Consider the following 16547-nt stretch of genomic DNA (forward strand, 5'->3'; position numbering starts at 1 on the left):
GCCCTGGCCTACGCCCTGACCGCCGGCCTCCTCTCCTCCGCCGTCCCCCTCCTCGCCGACCTCCTGGCCCTCCGCCACGTCCCAGCCCACCTCTTCGGCATCTTCATGAGCATCAACCCGGTCCTCGCGGCCCTGGTCGGCCTGGCCGTCCTCGACCAACACCTCCCCCCGGCCGCCTGGCTCGCCATCACCGTCATCGTCACGGCCAACGCCACCGCCCTCTCGACCACCCCCGAACTGCCGTTGGCCGAACCGAGACAGCAAAAAACCCAGGCCAGTTGATGACTGTCCTGGGCTTCTTCGAGAGCCGCCTGAGGGAATCGAACCCTCGACCTACGCATTACGAGTCCCCCGACCAGTAGTCCCCCGACGTCCGGCGGTGTCCGTCCCCGCAGGTCAGCCCACCCGGCGACCAGCGACGGACACCGCCGGACGTGTGCGTACTGCTACTGATCTTGCAACTGAGCCAAACTGGCCAGTATGTCCCGTCACAACGCCTGTATGCATGTATCTTCCGCTTGCTTCCTCCGCAACTATCAGCCTCCGGCCGTGACTCCCATCGGTGTTCAGCAGAAGGGCATCGTGCCAGTTCAGACGGATAGCCGAGTGTCACGGACGACGGTGGAAGTGACCGGAATTAATGGCCACTGAGACCACGATCGAGCCCGCCGTCCTAGCTCCACCCCAGAGCTTGCGACTCCGTCAGCGTTGCGTGAGCGATAGCAACGAAAGCTGAGCGGCTTGCAACAACCTCATCCCTTGAGCGTTCGACTTTGGACCACCCATCATCTAGCGGTTCGAGCTCAGGGAGTAGAGGACCGTTGGGGATCAAGCTATCGGTCAGATGGCCCAAGTCCCTGCGGGCAGCTACTATGCTCGCCCGCACGGTGCTTGCTTGATCTGAGACCTCTGCGGGACTAAGCATGAGGATCCTGCCCAGTTGGTGATCCATGTCCCCCTCACGCTTCTGAGCGGTGAGGTAGACCTCCACGTCGACGCACTCGATGGCGTCCTCATACAACGAGAGATCATGTGTAGCTTCGGCGGTACCGAGGGCGAGCACACAAGCGTCCAGCGCGTCAACGAAAGCGTCGCAGCACTCCAGAAAGGCCACGTAGGCTTCCTGCCGTTGCTGGCAGAGCCACTGCCGATGTGCCGATAGCCCTTGGTCACGGATCTGCCGGCGACCCGCCTTGTACGCCAGGATCCCGCTCAGAAGCGCGCTCCCGCCGCCTGTTACTAGGCCGATCGCAGCGGCCCACACTGTCGCTATCCCACCATCCACCAGACCAAGATCTCCTACAGGTGATTACTCTCGCAACGCTTCAGGGGAACTCGACGCATGCCGTTGCGCACTGGGCACGGCTTTCCAATCCACCGACCTGACCACTGAAGAGACCACGACCTCTTCGACTCGAAGCCTGTCACCCATCGTGACGGTCGACCACGATCGATCCACGCTGTCATGCCGTACGCCGCCTGACTGTCCACCACAATCCGCGTAAGTCCGTGGTCGTCCCTTGATCTCGGCTCCCTTCGGATGGACCGTGACCGACGCCGACTTGACCTGCGTCACCTGCTGGTTTCGTAACCAAGCGCACACATCTGGTGTCTCAAGTCGAACAGTGCGAGAATCACGACATGGGGTCGATTCCAGCTTTGGTGGAACCATCGGTACTGAAGTGGGCACGTGAGTCCATCGGACTGAGCTCTGTGGCTGCCGCTCGAAAACTCGGCCTACCAGATGACAGAGTTCATCACTGGGAGTTAGGTCAATCTGTCCCGACCATCTCGCAATTAAAGAAAGCATCGACAGTATATAAACGACCCTTGGCCGTCTTCTTTCTGGCGGAACCTCCGAAAGACTTCGACACCCTCCGCGACTTTCGTCGCGTTGAGGGTTCGACGGAAGCAGAATGGACTCCGGAGCTTCATGCCGAATATCGGCGCGCACTGTCGCAGCGCGAGTGCCTACTAGAATTGCTGGAGTTGGACGAAGCGAAATGCCCGTCAGATTGGCAGCTCAACTTTCTGCCCGAGCGTGACGAAGATCTAGCGACTGTCGCACGCCAAAATATCCTAGACCGATCTCCACTCTCGCTACCTTCGAGTTCCGCCTCACCCTATGAGCATTTGAACACCTGGACTTCCGGCATGGAAGAATCGGGTGTCCTAGTCCTAACTTCCACAGGCGGGAAAATCGAAAAGCGCGAGATGCGCGCATTCTCTCTATACTTTAAAGAAGCGCCCGTCATTATGCTTAACGGCGCGGATAGCCCCCGAGGGCGCATCTTCTCTCTAATGCACGAGTACGCCCACCTGATTCTGCACACCGGCGGCCTCTGTGACACCATCACTGATCTCAAATCCACGTCGCCGAACCGTAGACTTGAAGCTCGCTGCAACGCGATCGCCGCAGCGATTCTGATGCCTGCTGCGCGTGTGCTCAGTCGCCCTGAAGTCACTAGGAGAATCAACGATCAATCTTCCTGGGACTACGAGGCATTGAGTTCTGCTGCTGCTCCGTTCGGAGTGAGCGCTGAGGCTCTCTTGCGCCGCTTGCTGACTCTGGGAAGAGTGGATCGGGATTTCTACACTGAGCGTAGAACAGAGTTCTTAGCGGTCTACGAAGAGGAGGAGTTGCGGGCGCGGTCGGGCGGCGGAAACTGGTACCGGAACACGGCCAGGGACCTGGGTAAGGGGTACGTCCGACAGGTGGCAGACGCTCATCGGCGCCGTGTGATTGACAGCTACACCGCCGCTTCCTACCTTAACGTCAAGACTAGTCAGATCGATCGTTTGGCTAGAACGGCTGCTGTTGGGAATGGAGTGTTGTAGCCCAGTGGGGTTCTATTCCTTTGATACGAGCTCCATCCTCAACGGGCGGCGCGACTTATTACCTCCGAAGATATTCCCTACTCTCTGGGAAAAACTGGAGGACATGATCCGCCTGGGTGACATTCGCTGCGTCGATGTGGTGTTGGAGGAACTGAGCCGTCGCGACGACGACGCTTATCAATGGGCTAGGGCCAACTCTTCCCTGTTCCTCCCACTGGAGACCGGGATACAGATGGCCACGAACCGGGTGCTCACGCGCCATCCCAGATTGCTGGGAGTCGGGGGAGGCCGAAATGGCGCTGATCCATTAGTTATTGGACTCGCCATCCATCGGCGTGGCGTTGTTGTCACCGAAGAGACTGCAAGCGGGAGAGTCGAGAAACCGAGGATTCCTGACGTCTGCGAAGCGATGGGAGTTCAATGCCTGAGCCTTATACAGTTCATCGCTGAACAGAAGTGGGTTTTCTGAAGCGCCGTTCAAGTTCGGAGCGCGTGCTCTAGATAGGCTGTTCCAAGACCAGTAGCACCTGACTCGGGAAAGTACACCTCACCATCAAAAGGTAGCATCCCGACCACCATCACGTCCGAACACCCCTACGCCATAACCCATCACCTTGATGGCTAGAGCTTGCGTCAGGCGCTCGGACCTCCGAGAGTTGAACCGGGTGAGGTCGACGCCTATATTCATATTCTGGCCCAACGCGGCATCGACGTTGCCCGGCTGCCCCGCAGAGGCGGCAGGGAAAACTCCGATAGCTAGAGGTAGCCTATCTTGTGCAATATGACTAGGGCGTCACCGTGACACTGTCGGACCAAACTCGTTCAAAACTCTGCCGATAGGTGCACGTCATCGCACAATCGACTCCACGCCTGAGGTGAAGCACCGGTGAGTGGGTCGCAGGCTGGCCGAGGACATGAGCGTTGACCAGCAGTTCATCATCTCTGCGGAAAATTGAGTTGTAGAGGGTGGTGCTGTGCTTACGGATCTCCACGTGCGGGAGAGAGGCCAAAGGGCGGACAAGAACAAGTGCGTTCCGGATACGGCCAGCCATTGCATCCCCAATGCCTTCTTCACCACCCCGCGTCGCGACATTTACGCTGCCCAGGTCGCCAAGAAGCAGTCTTACCTTGACGCCTGCCGTAGCCCTCTCTGAGAGGACTCGGAGCACGGCTACATCCTCGACCAGGAAGAGGCCGCTGTAGACGAGCACGTCGATCGCGCACTCCGCACCTCGGAAAAAATCTCGCCAGACATCGGCTGGCACCTGCCATCGATGTGGATACACAGCTTGAACTTCCGTCCCGTGCAACTGCCTTCGTCGCATCGGAGAGCTGGCTCCCGGCCACATGTGTGACTCAGGCAGCTTCATAAGTGCGCTAAGCCGCGCTCGGCTGCGTGGGTGGGGGACGCGGCCGGCGAGCCAGCGTTCCACCGTCTTGGGGTCCACTTCGAGCTGCGCGGCTACGTCTACGACGCTGAGGCCCGCGCGTGCCATCGCTTCTTTCAACACGTAGTTCACGGTCACTCCTCCCGCGAGGGGACGTCTTCAATATAGCGAAGACGTCCCAAGACGTCCCAGAAACGCGGTACTTGTCTGGAGAGGCCGACAGAACACTCCTGCACATGCACACCCTGTTGATGACGGCTCGGTCCCAAGGAGGGCCGCCGTGAGTCCTTCGGTCGGTCGGTCGTTGGCCAGAGAATCCGAGCCGGGTACCGCTGAGCTGCTCGGTTCCCTCACGCTCGACTACGCACCTAGATCACCATCCCTCGCACGTCAGTTCGTCAAGATCGCGCTGACCGCACGCGGGATCAACGCTGAGACGGAGGCGCTTGACGTCGTCGTCTCCGAACTGGTGACGAACTCCGTGATGCATGCGCGGCCCGTGACGTCGGCTTCCATCCGGTTGCGTCTTTGGCAAGTGAGACACCTCATCCGTGTTGAGGTGTACGACGCCGATCCGCGGATTCCCATGCCTCGCAAGACGAAGCCTGATGACGAGAGAGGCCGCGGCATATACATCATTCGCGATCTCGCAGCCAATCAGGGGTTCTACCGCAACCGTACCGGCAAGTGCGTGTGGGTTGACGTGAATATTCGGCTGGGGAAGGAGGAATAGGCATGCAGGAGGCTTGTATGCCCCAGCCTGGCTACTGGTGTGAGTGCACCATGTTCACCCCGGTTTCTGAATTCGGTGTACGTCGAGTCGCCACGCTCGAATCACACAACCCGACGCAGGCACTGAGTTGGGTGAGAGTTTCACTGCGCACCCTGATGTCCGTGCTCACAGAGCAGGACGCGGAGGAGGTACTCGAATGGTTGACCTTCGGGCAGTGCAACGCGCTACGGACACTTCGCAGCTGTTCGCCATTCGTCTTCTCGATTTCCTGCCGTGAGACGAAAGTCGAGTGGACGATCCGCAGCGTGAAGTTCCTTCCGCTGGCCAGCCATCACGGGACTGGCGACGCGGCATGCCGACCGGACATGATGGCCCGACGCCCCGCGCAGACCGAGAGGACAGAGTGAGTCCACGTTCGACGGCATGGGGAGCCTACGCCCAGATTGCGAACGTCCTGCGGGAGCGCATCGAGACCGGGGCGTTCCCGTCCGGGGAGCTGCTTCCCTCCGAGGTGAGGCTCTCGGACGAATTCCACGTCGCTCGCAACACCCTGCGCCGCGCCCTGGCGTTGCTGGAGGCTGAGGGGCTCATCGAGTCGCTCCCCGGGCGCGGCAGGGTCGTCCGAGCCGACCAGGAGCGGGGCAAGGGGGCCTCGGGGCCCCGGTTGCCGCAGTTCCGGCGGATTGCCTCGGAGATCCGCGCGGCGATCGAGAGCGGCGAGCTCGCCCCGGGAGAGGCGTTGCCGAGCGAGGCCGGCCTCTCCGCCCGGTACGGGGTCTCACGCGGTACCGCGCGCCAGGCCCTGGCTGATCTGGCTTCTGCTGGACTTGTTGAACCTGTGCACGGCAAGGGTTGGTTCGTCCGTAGGCGTTAGCCTCGGAGCATGGATGTCGCATGGGCTCGTGATCTCGCACGCAGGCTGTTGGCGGACCCGCTCCCTCGTCGTTGGGCTCACTCGCAGGGCGTAGGCGCTCAGGCCGAGCGCCTCGCCCCGATCATGGGTGAGAACGCCGAACTGCTCCAGTGCGCCGCGCTGTTGCACGACATCGGTTATTCACCGCTCATCGCCAGCACGGGGTTTCATCCTCTAGATGGCGCCCGTTATCTGCGGGACGTCGAGCACGCGGACCCTCGAATCTGCAATTTGGTGGCTCACCACACCTGCGCGATCATCGAGGCGGAAGAACGGTCCCTCGATCGGGAGCTATCCGCAGAGTTCCAGCTCGAAGGTCCTGCGCTCGTCGAGGCGTTGACCTACTGCGACACGACGACGACCCCCGACGGTGAGGTGACCACCGTCGAGGAGCGAATCAACGAGATCTTTGGGCGCTACGGCCCCGGCGATATCGTCACCCGCTCGATACAGCGAGCCACGCCTCACCTGATCGCCGCCTCTCAGTCGGTGCTGAAGAAGCTTGAGGATCAACCCAAGTGAGGCTGATCCGGCGAGTTCAGGTAGTCATCGATGCGCGCCCGCATGGACCTGTCCATCTGGAGATCCGCGACATTCGCAGGACGCGTCCAGACGACTTCTCGTGACTCGTCGCTCGGAGTGGGTTTCCCGCCCACCGCGCGTGCCTTGAAGACGACGGAGAACTCCTGCCTGCACTCACCATCGCTGGTGTACAGGATCACATGCCGGGGGTCGGTGTAGATTCCGACAAGCCCTGTGATCTCGCAGTCGATCCCGGTCTCTTCCGCGACCTCTCGCACAGCGCACCGGGGCAGTGATTCCCCGAGATCCAAAGCACCACCGGGAAGTGCCCAGTTCCCGTTGTCGGTGCGCTTGATCATCAGGATCTCGTCGTGCTCGTTCAGTACGACCACGTTGGCAGAGGGGACCAAGCTGTTCGCCGGCGGCGCCTCGGGGTCGTCGTAGTAGTCGATTCGTGTTGCCATCATGGTTCCTTAGGGCAACGGCTTAGCGTGTGCCCAGACTCGTTCAAAGCTTTCCTGGTAGGTGTGCACCATCTCTCCGCCCGGAATCTGCCGGAGATGGAGAACGGGAGCGTGCGAGGCACCGAATCCGTAGACGTGCGTGTTGACGAGAATCTCGTCGTCGGCCAGGTACATCGAGTTGTACAGCACCGTGTCGTGGAGTCTTATCGCGATCCCCTCGACATCGCCGACGGCCCGCCGGTACAGCACGATGACGTTACGGATCTTGGCCGCCATGGCCTCGTCGATCCCCTCGTCAGCGCCCCGGTTGGCGACATGCGCGCTGTCCGGGTCCCCCAGAAGGATCCGCACCCGCACGCCGTTCTTCGCCTTCTCGGCGAACGTGCGCAGCACTCCCGCATCCTCCGCCAGGAAGAGACCGCTGTAGACGAGTACGCCGATCTCCTCCCGCGCCGTCTGGAAGAGCCTCCCCCACGCGTCGCGCGGCACGGCCCACCGATGTGGGAAGACGGTCAGGATCTCGCTCTCCGAGGCGCTGACCACCTGCTGACGCGGCAGCGCGTCAGGCCACAGGTACGCCTCCTCGACGTTGAGGAAGTTCGCCACGGCGTATCGGTGTCTCCGGTACGGCGTGCGGCCGTTGATCCAGCGCTCGACCGACTTCGGGTCGACCTCGACCGCATCTGCCAACTCGGTCGGTTGCACGCCGCGTTGCAGCAGCGTCGCTCGTAATCTCTCGTTCGCCATGTATCCCCATCCGGGACGACCCGGGACGTCCTCCCTTCAGGAGACGTCTTGCACACGTCCAGTCATGTGGTGATCACGTCCCATCCTCTCATCGGATGCTCATTGTCGTGCGGAGTTGTCCGCACACATCCACCGTCAACGGTGAGCTGAGAAACCCCACTTGACGGGCCCTGGCACCACCGCGAGGCTCAGAACTTGAACATGCTGTACATGTTCAAGAGTGGGTCGTACGGCGCCAGGCCGGGTCTCAGCTCCTGTCAGGAGAGGAGGTCCGATGCGACGCAACAGGAGGAACGCCCATCGAGTACAGCCCGAAGTTCTCGGCACGTGCGCCTGCGGAGCGCAGATCAGCGGCCGTGGCGCGCTCTGCCGGAAGTGCCGCCGCCGGCTCCGCTGGATTCAGCGGCTGAGCGGCAGGCGACGCGACCAGGGGCGCCAGTCCAACCGGTCCAACTTCTACCTCCGAGAGGCGGTGCACGCGTCATGACGATGGAGACGACCCACTTGGTACCGACGAAGCACAAGGGCCGCCGCTTCCGGTCGAAGCCACCGGCGGCGATCGAGCTGAGCGCGGTCTCGGTGCGACCGGCGGAGCACTACACCCGCCCCTGGTCCGCCACGTCCGAAGACGTCCCGTTCGCCTTCCGGCTCACGGTCCTGCCCGTGCGGTTGCTCGCGCTGTCGGTGCTCTGGGCCACGTCGTCGCCGCAGCGTCTGTCGCTCGCCGCCGCCGTCTGCGGCGCGGCTGTTCTCGTCGTCCTGGTCTGAACGGAGGTGATCCATGTTCCTCTCGATCTCCGCCGTCGTCCTGGTGGGCGCGGCGATCTACGCCCTGTGGCGCTTCGGTCGCCTCGCCATGTCGCACGCGGCGCTGTGCACACTCTTCGGTTTCCTGCTCGCGTCCAGCTCGCTCGCCCCGTACATCAACGCGACGATCCAGACCGGGGCCGAGTTCATCGCCGGCCTCAACCCGTGATCCGTCTCCACCAGGAAGGAGGGATGCCCTTGAGACCGACCAACCGCAGGTACGGACGGAGGCTCCGCCGACAGTTCGGCGGAGCCGACGCTCCGCCGTTCATGCTCGTGGTGAACGACCAGACGTCTGGGATTCCGGAGGCCGTCGGCCGCTGGCTCTTCCGCTACCGCTCCGAACTCGCCCCGGTCACGGCCGGAGTGGGCACGGCGGCCACAGGTGCCATGCTCCACGCGAACCGACCGGGGCTGTGGTGGGCCATCGCCCTGGCATCGGTGGCTGCGTCCGTGGCCGTGCTGAGGGGATGGTTTCCGCATCGGCTCGACAGGCCAGAGGAACGGCTGTACGCCGCTGTCACTGTCTGGGTGGTGGGAAGTTGGCTCGCCGCCGCTACGGCGCTCGGTGTGGGCCGCTTCCCGCTCCCCTGGCTGCTCGTCGTGGGCACGCTGGCGGCCGGAGTCCCCTGGTGGGCGCACCGCCGCCGCAGGGCGCGCGTCACCGTCGATCGCACGATCCAGGCATGGCCCGACGTGGCGGAGTCGATCGGACTCGTCGGCTCCCGGATTGTCTCCGCCGTCGTCGACGTGTGGGGTTGGCGCGCCCGGGTCAGCCTGCGGCGGGGTCAGACGGTGGCGGACGCCATCAACCGCGTTCCCGCCATCGAGTCGGGTCTCAGCGCCCGCCCCGGGGCCGTGCGCGTCACTCCGGACGCGTCACGGGCCGACCGGTTCACGCTGCGGGTGCTCACGCGGGACCCGCACACCAACCCGATTCGGTGGCGTGGCCCGTCCGCCACGTCGATTCACCAGCCCATCGAGCTCGGCCTCTACGAGGACGCCGCGTCCGTCCGCGTCTCGTTCCTGCGTCGTCACGCGCTGGTCGGCGGGATCGCCGGCTCCGGCAAGAGTGGAGTGCTCAATGTCATCCTCGCGAACCTCGCGGCCTGCCCGGATGTCGTCCTCTGGGGGATCGACCTCAAAGGTGGCATGGAACTGCGGCCGTGGGCCGCCTGCCTCGACCGGTTGGCCACCTCTCCGAAGGAGGCGACCGCGCTGCTGCGGGACGGCGTGCGGGAGTTGGACGGACGAGCGGGTGAGCTGAGCCGCAGGGGCTCGCGCCTCTGGGAGCCCAGTGAGACCGCTCCCGCCCTGGTGATCGTCGTGGACGAGTACGCCGAACTGGCCGAGGAGGCCGGAGAAGCGCTCGGATACGCGGACTCCATCGCGCGGCGGGGGCGAGCGGTGGCGGAGACGCTGCTCGCCGCCACCCAGCGACCGACGCAGCGTGCCATGGGCCGGAAGGCCGTCCGCTCCCAGATGGACATCAGGGTCTGCCTGCGTGTCCGGGAGCGGCGTGATGTCGACCTGGTGTTGGGCCAGGGGATGTTGGCCGCGGGTTGGGCCGCGCACGCGTTGGACGCGCCCGGGAAGTTCCTGCTCTCCGCGCCGGAGGCCGATGTGCCGCAACGTGCCCGCGCCTACCACGTGACGGACGCCGACGTGCGCGCCTCGGTGGGACGACATGGGTCGGCACAGCCCTGCGAGGAGGACGCGGACGTCATCAATGCCGAGATCGTCGAGGCGGCGCCCGAGGACGGGCCGGAAGCCGTGTTGATCGAGGCGCTGCGGGCGGCACCGCCGCCGGGGCTCTCCGCGACCGAGCTCATGCGACGCACCGGCATGGGTCGCACGTGGGTCTACGGCCGCTTGCAGGAGCATGCCGCCGCCGGCCGCGTGGTGCAGGTGTCCCGAGGTCGTTGGCGAGCCCGCCCCGTCGACGACCCGATGGCGGCCATGGCTGCGTGACCGATGTCGTCCGCACGGACGTCCGCGCACCTCTCGCGCCTGCGCGTAGGGGCACGAACGCGGACGCGGACGAACCACGAAGCGCGAACGACCGAGAGGAGGTGATGACCACGACGATCGCCAACCCGACCGAACGACTCGTCTACACCGTCGCGGAAGCGGCACACGCCCTACGGATCGGCAGGAGCAAGCTCTATGAACTTCTCGCCTCGGGTGAGATCGAATCCATCCACATCGGCCGGAGCCGCAAGATCCCCGCCCCGGCACTCCTCGACTACGTCAACCGACTTCGCGAACAGGAGGTATCCGCATGAGCAGACGACAACCCAACGGACACACCAAGATCTTCCTCGGCTATGACGGTGCCTGGCACGGCTTCATCACCATCGGCGTCAAGGACGACGGCTCCCCGGACCGTCGCCATCGGCAGGGTAAGACGGCCACCGAAGTACGCGAGAAGCTCCGGGAGCTGGAACGGAGGCGGGACGCCGGACACGTCCCCGGCAAGGCGCGCGTCCCGACCGTCGCTGAGTGGATCACGACGTACCTCGACACCATCGCCCCGCAGCGGCTCGCGCCCCGCTCGCTCGACGACTAACGGTCCAAGGCGAACAACTGGCTCATCCCCGGCCTGGGACAGCACAAGATCGACCGACTCCAGCCCGAACACCTCGATCGTCTCTACGCGAAGATGCTCGCCGCCGGGAAAGCGCCGAGCCACGTGCTCAAGGTGCACCGGATCCTGTCGCGCATGCTGACGATCGCCGTTCGTCGAGGGTTGGTGGCGCGCAACATCGCGCAGCTCGTCGAGCCACCCACGGTCCGGGAGACGGAGATCGTGCCGTTCACGCGGGACGAGACGCGCCGGATCCTGGCCGCCGCACAGGCCCGTCCGAGCGCCGTCCGATGGGCCGTGGGGCTGGCACTCGGCCTGCGGCAGGGCGAGGCGCTCGGGATGCGCTGGGCGTACCTCGATCTCGACACCGGCCGCCTGCGGGTGTGGTGGCAGATCCAGCGCAACAAGTGGCAGCACGGGTGCGAGGATCCACACGCCTGCGGCGCGAGGCGGCACAAGGCCAAGCCGTGCCCCAAGACGTGCCGCCAACACACCCGGGCGTGCCCGGCGCCGTGCCCGAAGGACTGCACGCGCCACGCGAGTTCCTGCCCGCAGCGCCGGGGCGGCGGGCTCGTCTTCCGGGAGCCCAAGGGGAGGAGCCGGCGTACCGTCTCGCTACCGCCGGAGTTGGTCCCCGTCCTCCGGGCGCACCGGGCTGAGCAGCAGCGGTATCGGGCGCGGGCGGGCGGTGCCTGGGAGGAGCACGATCTCGTGTTCTGCCAGCCCGACGGCCGTCCCGTCGATCCCCGGGAGGACTGGCAGGACTGGCAGGAACTGCTCCAAGCCGCCAGGGTCCGGGACGCCCGGGTGCACGACGGGCCGCAGACCTCGGCGACGCTGCTGCTGGAGTTCGGCGTCGACGTCCGCATCGTGATGGAGATCCTCGGGCACTCCGATCTCCGCGTCACGACCCGCTACACGCATATCGCGACGCCGCTCGCTGAGGAGGCCGCGCGGCGCATGGGACAGGCGCTGTGGGGCGCCACTGCTACGGGCGCTGCTACGGAAAAATCCCAGGCCCACGACAGTAACGTCGTTGACCTGGGATCTTGGCGGAGCCGCCTGAGGGAATCGAACCCTCGACCTACGCATTACGAGTGCGTCGCTCTGGCCGACTGAGCTAAGGCGGCGGGGCGCTGGGGACCCCCGTTGGGGGTACAGCGCTGGTTAGTCTACACAGGTTTGGGGGGTGCGCCCGAACGCCTTCGGCGGAGGAGGTCGTCGGTCGCTTCGCGCAGGGCGCGCAGGTGTTTGGCCCAGCGGCGGCAGTCTAAGCAGCTGGTCAGGTGGGTGTCGAGCTCATGCTCGGTCACCTCCGGGGGCAGGGGGTCCCCCATGGATCTCGCCGATATGGCGGTGCGGAAGCGGATGCACGGCATGCGTACATGATCGCAGTCAGGAACAGGTGGTTCCGTCCTCCGGGCTGGTGTTCTGGAGCAGGTAGGCGTCGACGGCGGAGTCGATGCAGGGGCTGTTGCCGCCGTAGGCGCCGTGGCCGTCGCCGTCGTAGGTGAGGAGGACGCCGGAGGAGAGCTGGTCGGCCAGACCCTCGGCCCAGGCGTAGGGGGTGGCGGGGTCGCGGAGGGTGCCGACGACCAGGATGTCGGCGGAGCCTTCGGCGGCGATGCTGACGGGGTGGCCGGTGGGCTCGACGGGCCAGGCGGCGCAGAGCAGGGTGGCCCAGGCGAAGTCGCGGCCGAAGGTGGGTGAGGCGTCCTCGAAGGAGCCGAGGTTGGACTCGAGCTCGGCGACGTCCGCGTTGCCGGCCGGGCTGTCGAGGCAGCTGATGGCGGGGAAGGCGAAGTTGGAGCTGCCGTAGGTGCCGTCGGGGCCGCGCTCGTTGTAATCGTCGGCGAGGGAGAGCAGTTCGGCGCCCTGTCCGTCGTTCATGGCGGCGGAGAGGGCCGCGCGGAGGTCGGGCCAGAGGAACTCGGCGTACAGGGCGTTGGCCACGCCGGTGGTGGCCAGGGACTCGGTCAGCGGGCGGTCGGTGCCGGTCGGCAGGGGTTCGGCGTCGACCTGCTCGAAGAAGGCGCTGAGGCGGCTCGACGCGTCGTCCGCGCCCTCGGAGCCCAACGGGCAGCTGGGGAAGGACGAGGTGCAGTCCTCGGCGAACGAGCGGAACGCCGTCTCGAAGCCGCCGGACTGCTCGCGGTCGGTGTAGAGGGTGGGCAGCCGCGGGTCCATCGCGGCGTCCAGCACGAGGCGGCCGACGCGCTGCGGGAAGAGGCCGGCGTAGACGGCGCCGAGCTTGGTGCCGTAGGAGAAGCCGAGGTAGTGGAGTTGGTCGTCGCCCAGGACGGAGCGGAACACGTCCATGTCGCGGGCGGTCTCGACGGTGGAGATGTGCGACAGCAGGTCCGCCCCCGAGTTCTCCGCGCAGGCGGTGGCGAACTCGTCGAAGGCGGCGAGGAGTGCGTCCTGCTCGGCGTCGTCGTCCGGGGTGCGGTCGGTCATCGTGTACTCGTCCATCGCCGCGCCGTTCAGGCACTCGACGGGCTGGCTGCCGCCGGTGCCGCGCGGGTCGATGCCGACCATGTCGTAGCGGGCCAGGACCTCGGTCGGGAAGATGTACTCGGCGGAGCTCTGGACGAAGTCGACCGCGGAGGCGCCGGGGCCGCCGGGGTTCATCATGAGGGCGCCGATCCGCTGGCCCTGGTTGGTGGCCTCGGAGCGGGTGACGCGCAGCTCCATGTCGCCGTCGCCCGGGTTCTCGTAGTCGAGCGGGACGGTCAGGGTGGCGCACTGGTAGCCCCCGCCGCAGGTGGACCAGGCCAACTCCTGGTCGTAGTACGACTGGAGCTCGCCCGGGATCTCCTCGGGCAGCGGTTCGAGGGCCGGGGCGTCCGGCGGCGGTTCCGAGGAGCCGCCGGCCTCGGACGAGCCGTCCTCGGAGGGGGAGGGGTCCAGCGAGTCGAGACCCGACCGGGACGAGCAGGCGGCGGCCAGCAGGGTGGTGGCGACGCAGAGCGTCAGAACCGTTGTGCGTGGTGCGCGCATCATTCCCCCGTTGTACGTGGTGCTACTTCCCCAGGAGCGTAGCCGCTCAGCGCAGGGCCATGGTCATCGCCTCGACGGCGAGGAGCGGCGCCACGTTCCGGTCGAGGGCCACGCGGCACTCCAGGATGGCCTCCATCCGGCGCAGCGTCTGCTCGGGGCGGGAGGCGGTGGCGACCCGCTCGACGGCGACGGCGCTCTCGCCGCCGGCGTGGGCGACGACGGAGCCGAACTGGCGGGCGAGCACGTCGCGGTAGAAGGCGGTGAGGTCGGTGAGGGCCAGGTCGAGGGCGTCGCGCTGGGTGCGGGTGGCGCGGCGCTTCTGCCGGTCCTCCAACTCCTTCATGGCGCCGGCGGTGCCCCGCGGCAGCCGCTTGCCCTCGGCGGCGCCCAGGGCGGCGCGCAACTCCTCGGTCTCCTTCTCGTCGAGCTCCTCGGCGAGCTGCTTGGCGTCCTCCGCGGCCGCGTCGACCAGCTCCTGGGCGGCGCGCAGGCAGCCGCCGACGTCCCCGACGCGCTCGGGCAGCCGGAGGACGGCGAGCCGGCGGGTGCGGGCCCGCTCGTCGGTGGCGAGCCGACGGGCCCGGTCGACGTGGCCCTGGGTGGCCTGCGCGGCGGCCCTGGCCACCTCGGGATCGACGCCGTCGCGCCGGATCAGCAGGTCGGCGACGGCGGCGACGGGCGGGGTGCGCAGCGAGAGCTGGCGGCAGCGGGAGCGGATGGTGGGCAGCACGTCCTCGATGGAGGGCGCGCAGAGCAGCCAGACGGTGCGCGGTGCGGGCTCCTCGACGGCCTTGAGCAGCACGTTGCCCGCGCCCTCGGTGAGCCGGTCGGCGTCTTCGAGGACGATCACCTGCCAGCGCCCGGTGGCGGGCGAGAGCTGCGCGCGGCGGACCAGCTCCCTGGTCTCCTTGACGCCGATGGTGAGCAGGTCGGTGCGGATGGCCTCGACGTCGGCGTGGGTGCCGATCAGGGCGGTGTGGCAGCCGTCGCAGAAGCCGCAGCCCGGCTGGCCGCCGAGCGCCCGGTCGGGGCTGACGCACTGGAGCGCGGCGGCGAAGGCGCGGGCGGCCTCGGCCCGGCCGGACCCCGGCGGGCCGGTGAAGAGCCAGGCGTGTGTCATGGCCGAGCCGGCGAGCCGGGGCTCCTCGCCGCGCCCGACGGCGGTGACGAACGCGTCCGCGTCCCGCGCGGCGGCGGCGAGCTGCGCCGCCACCCGCTCCTGGCCGACCAGGTCGTCCCAGACCGGCATCGCGCGCTCCTCTCCACCGGTTCGACGCCGCCGTGCGGCGACGACCACCATTCTGCGGCACGGCACTGACAGCGCCGCCGTTCGGAGGATTTCGCGGCGAGGGCGGCGGTGCCGGGCCACGACGCGGCGTCAGGAGACGGCGGGCCGGATGAGGCCGTGTGATGTTTTACGCATGATGCGAATTTCGCAGGGACGTTCGTGGGGGTATGCGACCGCCGTCTTCGCCGCGCTGCTGCTGGTCGCCGGATCGCCGACGGCGGCGGCCGGGCCGGCCGACGGGATCGCGCCGGGGGCCAGTTCGGCCCTCGGGCTCTCCTCGAGCCTGGCCGGGGTCGACGTCGAGGAGGCGCGGGCCAGCTACCCGGAGGGCCCGCTGCGGGACGCCGTGGAGACGGTCGACGTCGGCGTCACCGGAACCGGCACCGGCACCGGCACCGGCACCGGCACCGGCACCGGGTCCGCGGACGGCGCGTCCACGCCGTCGGGCACCGCGCTCGGCGCGGAGGCCAGCGTCACCGGCAACGACACCACCGGCGCGGCCGCGGCCCGGGCCGGGGTGGCGGAGCTGGCACTGGACCTGGGCGTCGGGACACTCACCACCGGGCCGGTCAGGGCGGACTGCACGGCGGCGCCCGAAGCGGAACCGGCCGGCACCGTGTCCCTCACCGGCGCCAGCCTCAGCCTGCCGGGCCGCGGCACGCTGACGTTCGACGAGGTGCCGACGGCCAACACCACCGTCCGGCTGCCGGACGGCCTCGGCCAGGTGCTGCTCAACGAGCAGCGCTCGGCGGCGGACGGGACGCTGACCGTCCACGCGCTGCGCGTGGAGCTGACGGACGACGGCGACCTCACGCTCGGCAGCGCCAGCTGCCGGGGCGGCGGCCCGATGGACGAGCCGCCGGCCGACGAGGCGGCGGCCGACGAGGCGGCGGACGCCGCCGAGCCGGGCGAACGGGGCTGACGGCTACCGCTTGCGGCGGTCGTCGCCCTCGCCTTCACCCTCGGCCTCGCCCCGGTGCGGGCCGAGCAACTCGTCGGCCAGCGTGGGCAGATCGTCGAGCGGCGTCTCCTCGGCCCACTGCGGCCTCGGGCGCGGCCGGTCGGGGCCGAGCTGGGGCAGCTGGCGCGTCTCGTCCAGGGCGTCGTCACGGTCGCCACGGTCACGGCGCTCACCGCTGTCGCCACCGGCCCGCGGGGCGGACGCCGGCGGCTCCGGCGTCTCGGGGCGCGGGATGACGGCCGGCGCCGCCCGGCAGTGGATGACCAACCTGCGGGCCCGCGCCTCGGACGGCGTGATCA

The 16547-nt window shown here is 67.1% G+C and carries 19 protein-coding genes, 1 tRNA gene and 2 pseudogenes; 14 read left to right on the forward strand and 8 right to left on the reverse strand.

All coding sequences use genetic code 11. The features are described from left to right. A pseudogene (locus E1283_RS14465) lies at window positions 1-282 on the forward strand (hypothetical protein); the annotation flags it as partial. Between the two features lie 391 nt (window positions 283-673). Here the strand turns inward: E1283_RS14465 and E1283_RS14470 are convergent. Next, window positions 674-1285 carry a hypothetical protein gene (locus E1283_RS14470; RefSeq protein WP_132818434.1) on the reverse strand — a complete coding sequence of 204 codons (612 nt, stop codon included), beginning with the start codon at window positions 1283-1285 and terminating at the stop codon, window positions 674-676. 356 nt (window positions 1286-1641) lie between these two features. Here E1283_RS14470 and E1283_RS14475 point away from each other — a divergent pair, with 356 nt between their 5' ends. Together E1283_RS14475 and E1283_RS14480 are read left to right on the forward strand one after the other, a co-directional pair. Beyond that, window positions 1642-2838, forward strand: coding sequence for an XRE family transcriptional regulator (locus tag E1283_RS14475; RefSeq protein ID WP_132818435.1), 1197 nt, complete (start codon window positions 1642-1644; stop codon window positions 2836-2838). A 4-nt stretch (window positions 2839-2842) separates the two neighbouring features. Further along, window positions 2843-3307: a DUF4411 family protein gene (locus E1283_RS14480; RefSeq protein WP_207930398.1), complete on the forward strand. Its 465-nt coding sequence runs from the start codon at window positions 2843-2845 to the stop codon at window positions 3305-3307. A 316-nt stretch (window positions 3308-3623) separates the two neighbouring features. Here E1283_RS14480 and E1283_RS14485 read toward each other — a convergent pair whose 3' ends face one another. Continuing rightward, on the reverse strand, window positions 3624-4358 hold the full coding sequence (locus tag E1283_RS14485) for an XRE family transcriptional regulator (protein ID WP_207930399.1): 735 nt from the start codon (window positions 4356-4358) through the stop codon (window positions 3624-3626). Window positions 4359-4506: 148 nt separating this feature from the next. Between E1283_RS14485 and E1283_RS14490 the strand changes: the two genes are divergently transcribed. The 4 genes from E1283_RS14490 to E1283_RS14505 are packed head-to-tail and all read left to right on the forward strand — an operon-like array spanning window position 4507 to window position 6394. Then, window positions 4507-4959 carry an ATP-binding protein gene (locus E1283_RS14490; RefSeq protein ID WP_132818437.1) on the forward strand — a complete coding sequence of 151 codons (453 nt, stop codon included), beginning with the start codon at window positions 4507-4509 and terminating at the stop codon, window positions 4957-4959. 17 nt (window positions 4960-4976) lie between these two features. Further along, window positions 4977-5366, forward strand: a complete 390-nt coding sequence (locus tag E1283_RS14495; protein WP_132818438.1) for a hypothetical protein — start codon at window positions 4977-4979, stop codon at window positions 5364-5366. Beyond that, window positions 5312-5833, forward strand: a complete 522-nt coding sequence (locus E1283_RS39840; RefSeq protein ID WP_425086171.1) for a GntR family transcriptional regulator — start codon at window positions 5312-5314, stop codon at window positions 5831-5833. Before E1283_RS14495 ends, E1283_RS39840 begins: the two co-directional genes overlap by 55 nt. A 9-nt stretch (window positions 5834-5842) precedes the next feature. Continuing rightward, window positions 5843-6394 carry an HD domain-containing protein gene (locus E1283_RS14505; protein WP_132818440.1) on the forward strand — a complete coding sequence of 184 codons (552 nt, stop codon included), beginning with the start codon at window positions 5843-5845 and terminating at the stop codon, window positions 6392-6394. Here E1283_RS14505 and E1283_RS14510 read toward each other — a convergent pair. Continuing rightward, window positions 6382-6861 (reverse strand): NUDIX hydrolase, encoded by a 480-nt coding sequence (locus tag E1283_RS14510; RefSeq protein WP_207930400.1) that lies wholly within the window; start codon window positions 6859-6861, stop codon window positions 6382-6384. The genes E1283_RS14505 and E1283_RS14510 overlap by 13 nt on opposite strands. A gap of 6 nt (window positions 6862-6867) precedes the next feature. Then, complete coding sequence (locus tag E1283_RS14515; protein ID WP_132818442.1) at window positions 6868-7605, reverse strand: DUF5919 domain-containing protein; 738 nt, start codon at window positions 7603-7605, stop codon at window positions 6868-6870. 483 nt (window positions 7606-8088) lie between these two features. Between E1283_RS14515 and E1283_RS14520 the strand changes: the two genes are divergently transcribed. From E1283_RS14520 to E1283_RS38745, 6 genes and pseudogenes are all read left to right on the forward strand, one after another. Then, window positions 8089-8373 (forward strand): hypothetical protein, encoded by a 285-nt coding sequence (locus E1283_RS14520; RefSeq protein WP_132818443.1) that lies wholly within the window; start codon window positions 8089-8091, stop codon window positions 8371-8373. Between the two features lie 13 nt (window positions 8374-8386). Then, the gene (locus E1283_RS14525; protein ID WP_132818444.1) at window positions 8387-8581 is read left to right on the forward strand and encodes a hypothetical protein; all 195 of its coding nucleotides are present in this window, start codon (window positions 8387-8389) and stop codon (window positions 8579-8581) included. Between the two features lie 365 nt (window positions 8582-8946). Next, complete coding sequence (locus E1283_RS14530; RefSeq protein ID WP_207930401.1) at window positions 8947-10383, forward strand: FtsK/SpoIIIE domain-containing protein; 1437 nt, start codon at window positions 8947-8949, stop codon at window positions 10381-10383. A gap of 104 nt (window positions 10384-10487) precedes the next feature. Next, complete coding sequence (locus tag E1283_RS14535; protein ID WP_132818445.1) at window positions 10488-10697, forward strand: helix-turn-helix domain-containing protein; 210 nt, start codon at window positions 10488-10490, stop codon at window positions 10695-10697. Then, entirely contained in the window at window positions 10694-10981 is a 288-nt protein-coding gene (locus E1283_RS38740) for a hypothetical protein (protein WP_243744844.1), read from the forward strand. Before E1283_RS14535 ends, E1283_RS38740 begins: the two co-directional genes overlap by 4 nt. Before the next feature lie 357 nt (window positions 10982-11338). Further along, window positions 11339-11869, forward strand: a pseudogene (locus tag E1283_RS38745) (tyrosine-type recombinase/integrase); the annotation flags it as partial. A gap of 186 nt (window positions 11870-12055) precedes the next feature. On the opposite strand, the gene E1283_RS14545 reads toward E1283_RS38745, so the two are convergent. From E1283_RS14545 to E1283_RS14555, 3 genes are all read right to left on the reverse strand, one after another. Next, window positions 12056-12129: transfer RNA gene (locus E1283_RS14545), tRNA-Thr, on the reverse strand. A gap of 265 nt (window positions 12130-12394) precedes the next feature. After that, window positions 12395-14002 (reverse strand): alpha/beta hydrolase, encoded by a 1608-nt coding sequence (locus E1283_RS14550; RefSeq protein WP_132818446.1) that lies wholly within the window; start codon window positions 14000-14002, stop codon window positions 12395-12397. Between the two features lie 43 nt (window positions 14003-14045). Then, window positions 14046-15248 carry a DNA polymerase III subunit delta' gene (locus E1283_RS14555; protein ID WP_132818447.1) on the reverse strand — a complete coding sequence of 401 codons (1203 nt, stop codon included), beginning with the start codon at window positions 15246-15248 and terminating at the stop codon, window positions 14046-14048. 172 nt (window positions 15249-15420) lie between these two features. Here E1283_RS14555 and E1283_RS14560 point away from each other — a divergent pair, with 172 nt between their 5' ends. Further along, on the forward strand, window positions 15421-16209 hold the full coding sequence (locus tag E1283_RS14560; protein ID WP_132818448.1) for a choice-of-anchor P family protein: 789 nt from the start codon (window positions 15421-15423) through the stop codon (window positions 16207-16209). 3 nt (window positions 16210-16212) lie between these two features. On the opposite strand, the gene E1283_RS38750 is transcribed toward E1283_RS14560, so the two are convergent. Continuing rightward, the coding region (locus E1283_RS38750) for a hypothetical protein (RefSeq protein WP_132818449.1) at window positions 16213-16547 on the reverse strand (335 nt) is incomplete at its 5' end.

The sequence above is a fragment of the Streptomyces hainanensis genome (genome assembly GCF_004348415.1).
Classification (GTDB): domain Bacteria; phylum Actinomycetota; class Actinomycetes; order Streptomycetales; family Streptomycetaceae; genus Streptomyces; species Streptomyces hainanensis.

Coding starts and splice junctions, on each gene's coding strand:
- E1283_RS14495 (WP_132818438.1), top strand. CDS start 4,977: ATGCCCCAGCCTGGCTACTGGTGTGAGTGCACCATGTTCACCCCGGTT.
- E1283_RS14535 (WP_132818445.1), top strand. CDS start 10,488: ATGACCACGACGATCGCCAACCCGACCGAACGACTCGTCTACACCGTC.
- E1283_RS14560 (WP_132818448.1), top strand. CDS start 15,421: ATGATGCGAATTTCGCAGGGACGTTCGTGGGGGTATGCGACCGCCGTC.
- E1283_RS14515 (WP_132818442.1), bottom strand. CDS start 7,605: ATGGCGAACGAGAGATTACGAGCGACGCTGCTGCAACGCGGCGTGCAA.
- E1283_RS38740 (WP_243744844.1), top strand. CDS start 10,694: ATGAGCAGACGACAACCCAACGGACACACCAAGATCTTCCTCGGCTAT.
- E1283_RS14550 (WP_132818446.1), bottom strand. CDS start 14,002: ATGATGCGCGCACCACGCACAACGGTTCTGACGCTCTGCGTCGCCACC.
- E1283_RS14555 (WP_132818447.1), bottom strand. CDS start 15,248: ATGCCGGTCTGGGACGACCTGGTCGGCCAGGAGCGGGTGGCGGCGCAG.
- E1283_RS14520 (WP_132818443.1), top strand. CDS start 8,089: ATGACGATGGAGACGACCCACTTGGTACCGACGAAGCACAAGGGCCGC.
- E1283_RS14525 (WP_132818444.1), top strand. CDS start 8,387: ATGTTCCTCTCGATCTCCGCCGTCGTCCTGGTGGGCGCGGCGATCTAC.
- E1283_RS14510 (WP_207930400.1), bottom strand. CDS start 6,861: ATGATGGCAACACGAATCGACTACTACGACGACCCCGAGGCGCCGCCG.
- E1283_RS14475 (WP_132818435.1), top strand. CDS start 1,642: ATGGGGTCGATTCCAGCTTTGGTGGAACCATCGGTACTGAAGTGGGCA.
- E1283_RS39840 (WP_425086171.1), top strand. CDS start 5,312: ATGCCGACCGGACATGATGGCCCGACGCCCCGCGCAGACCGAGAGGAC.
- E1283_RS14505 (WP_132818440.1), top strand. CDS start 5,843: ATGGATGTCGCATGGGCTCGTGATCTCGCACGCAGGCTGTTGGCGGAC.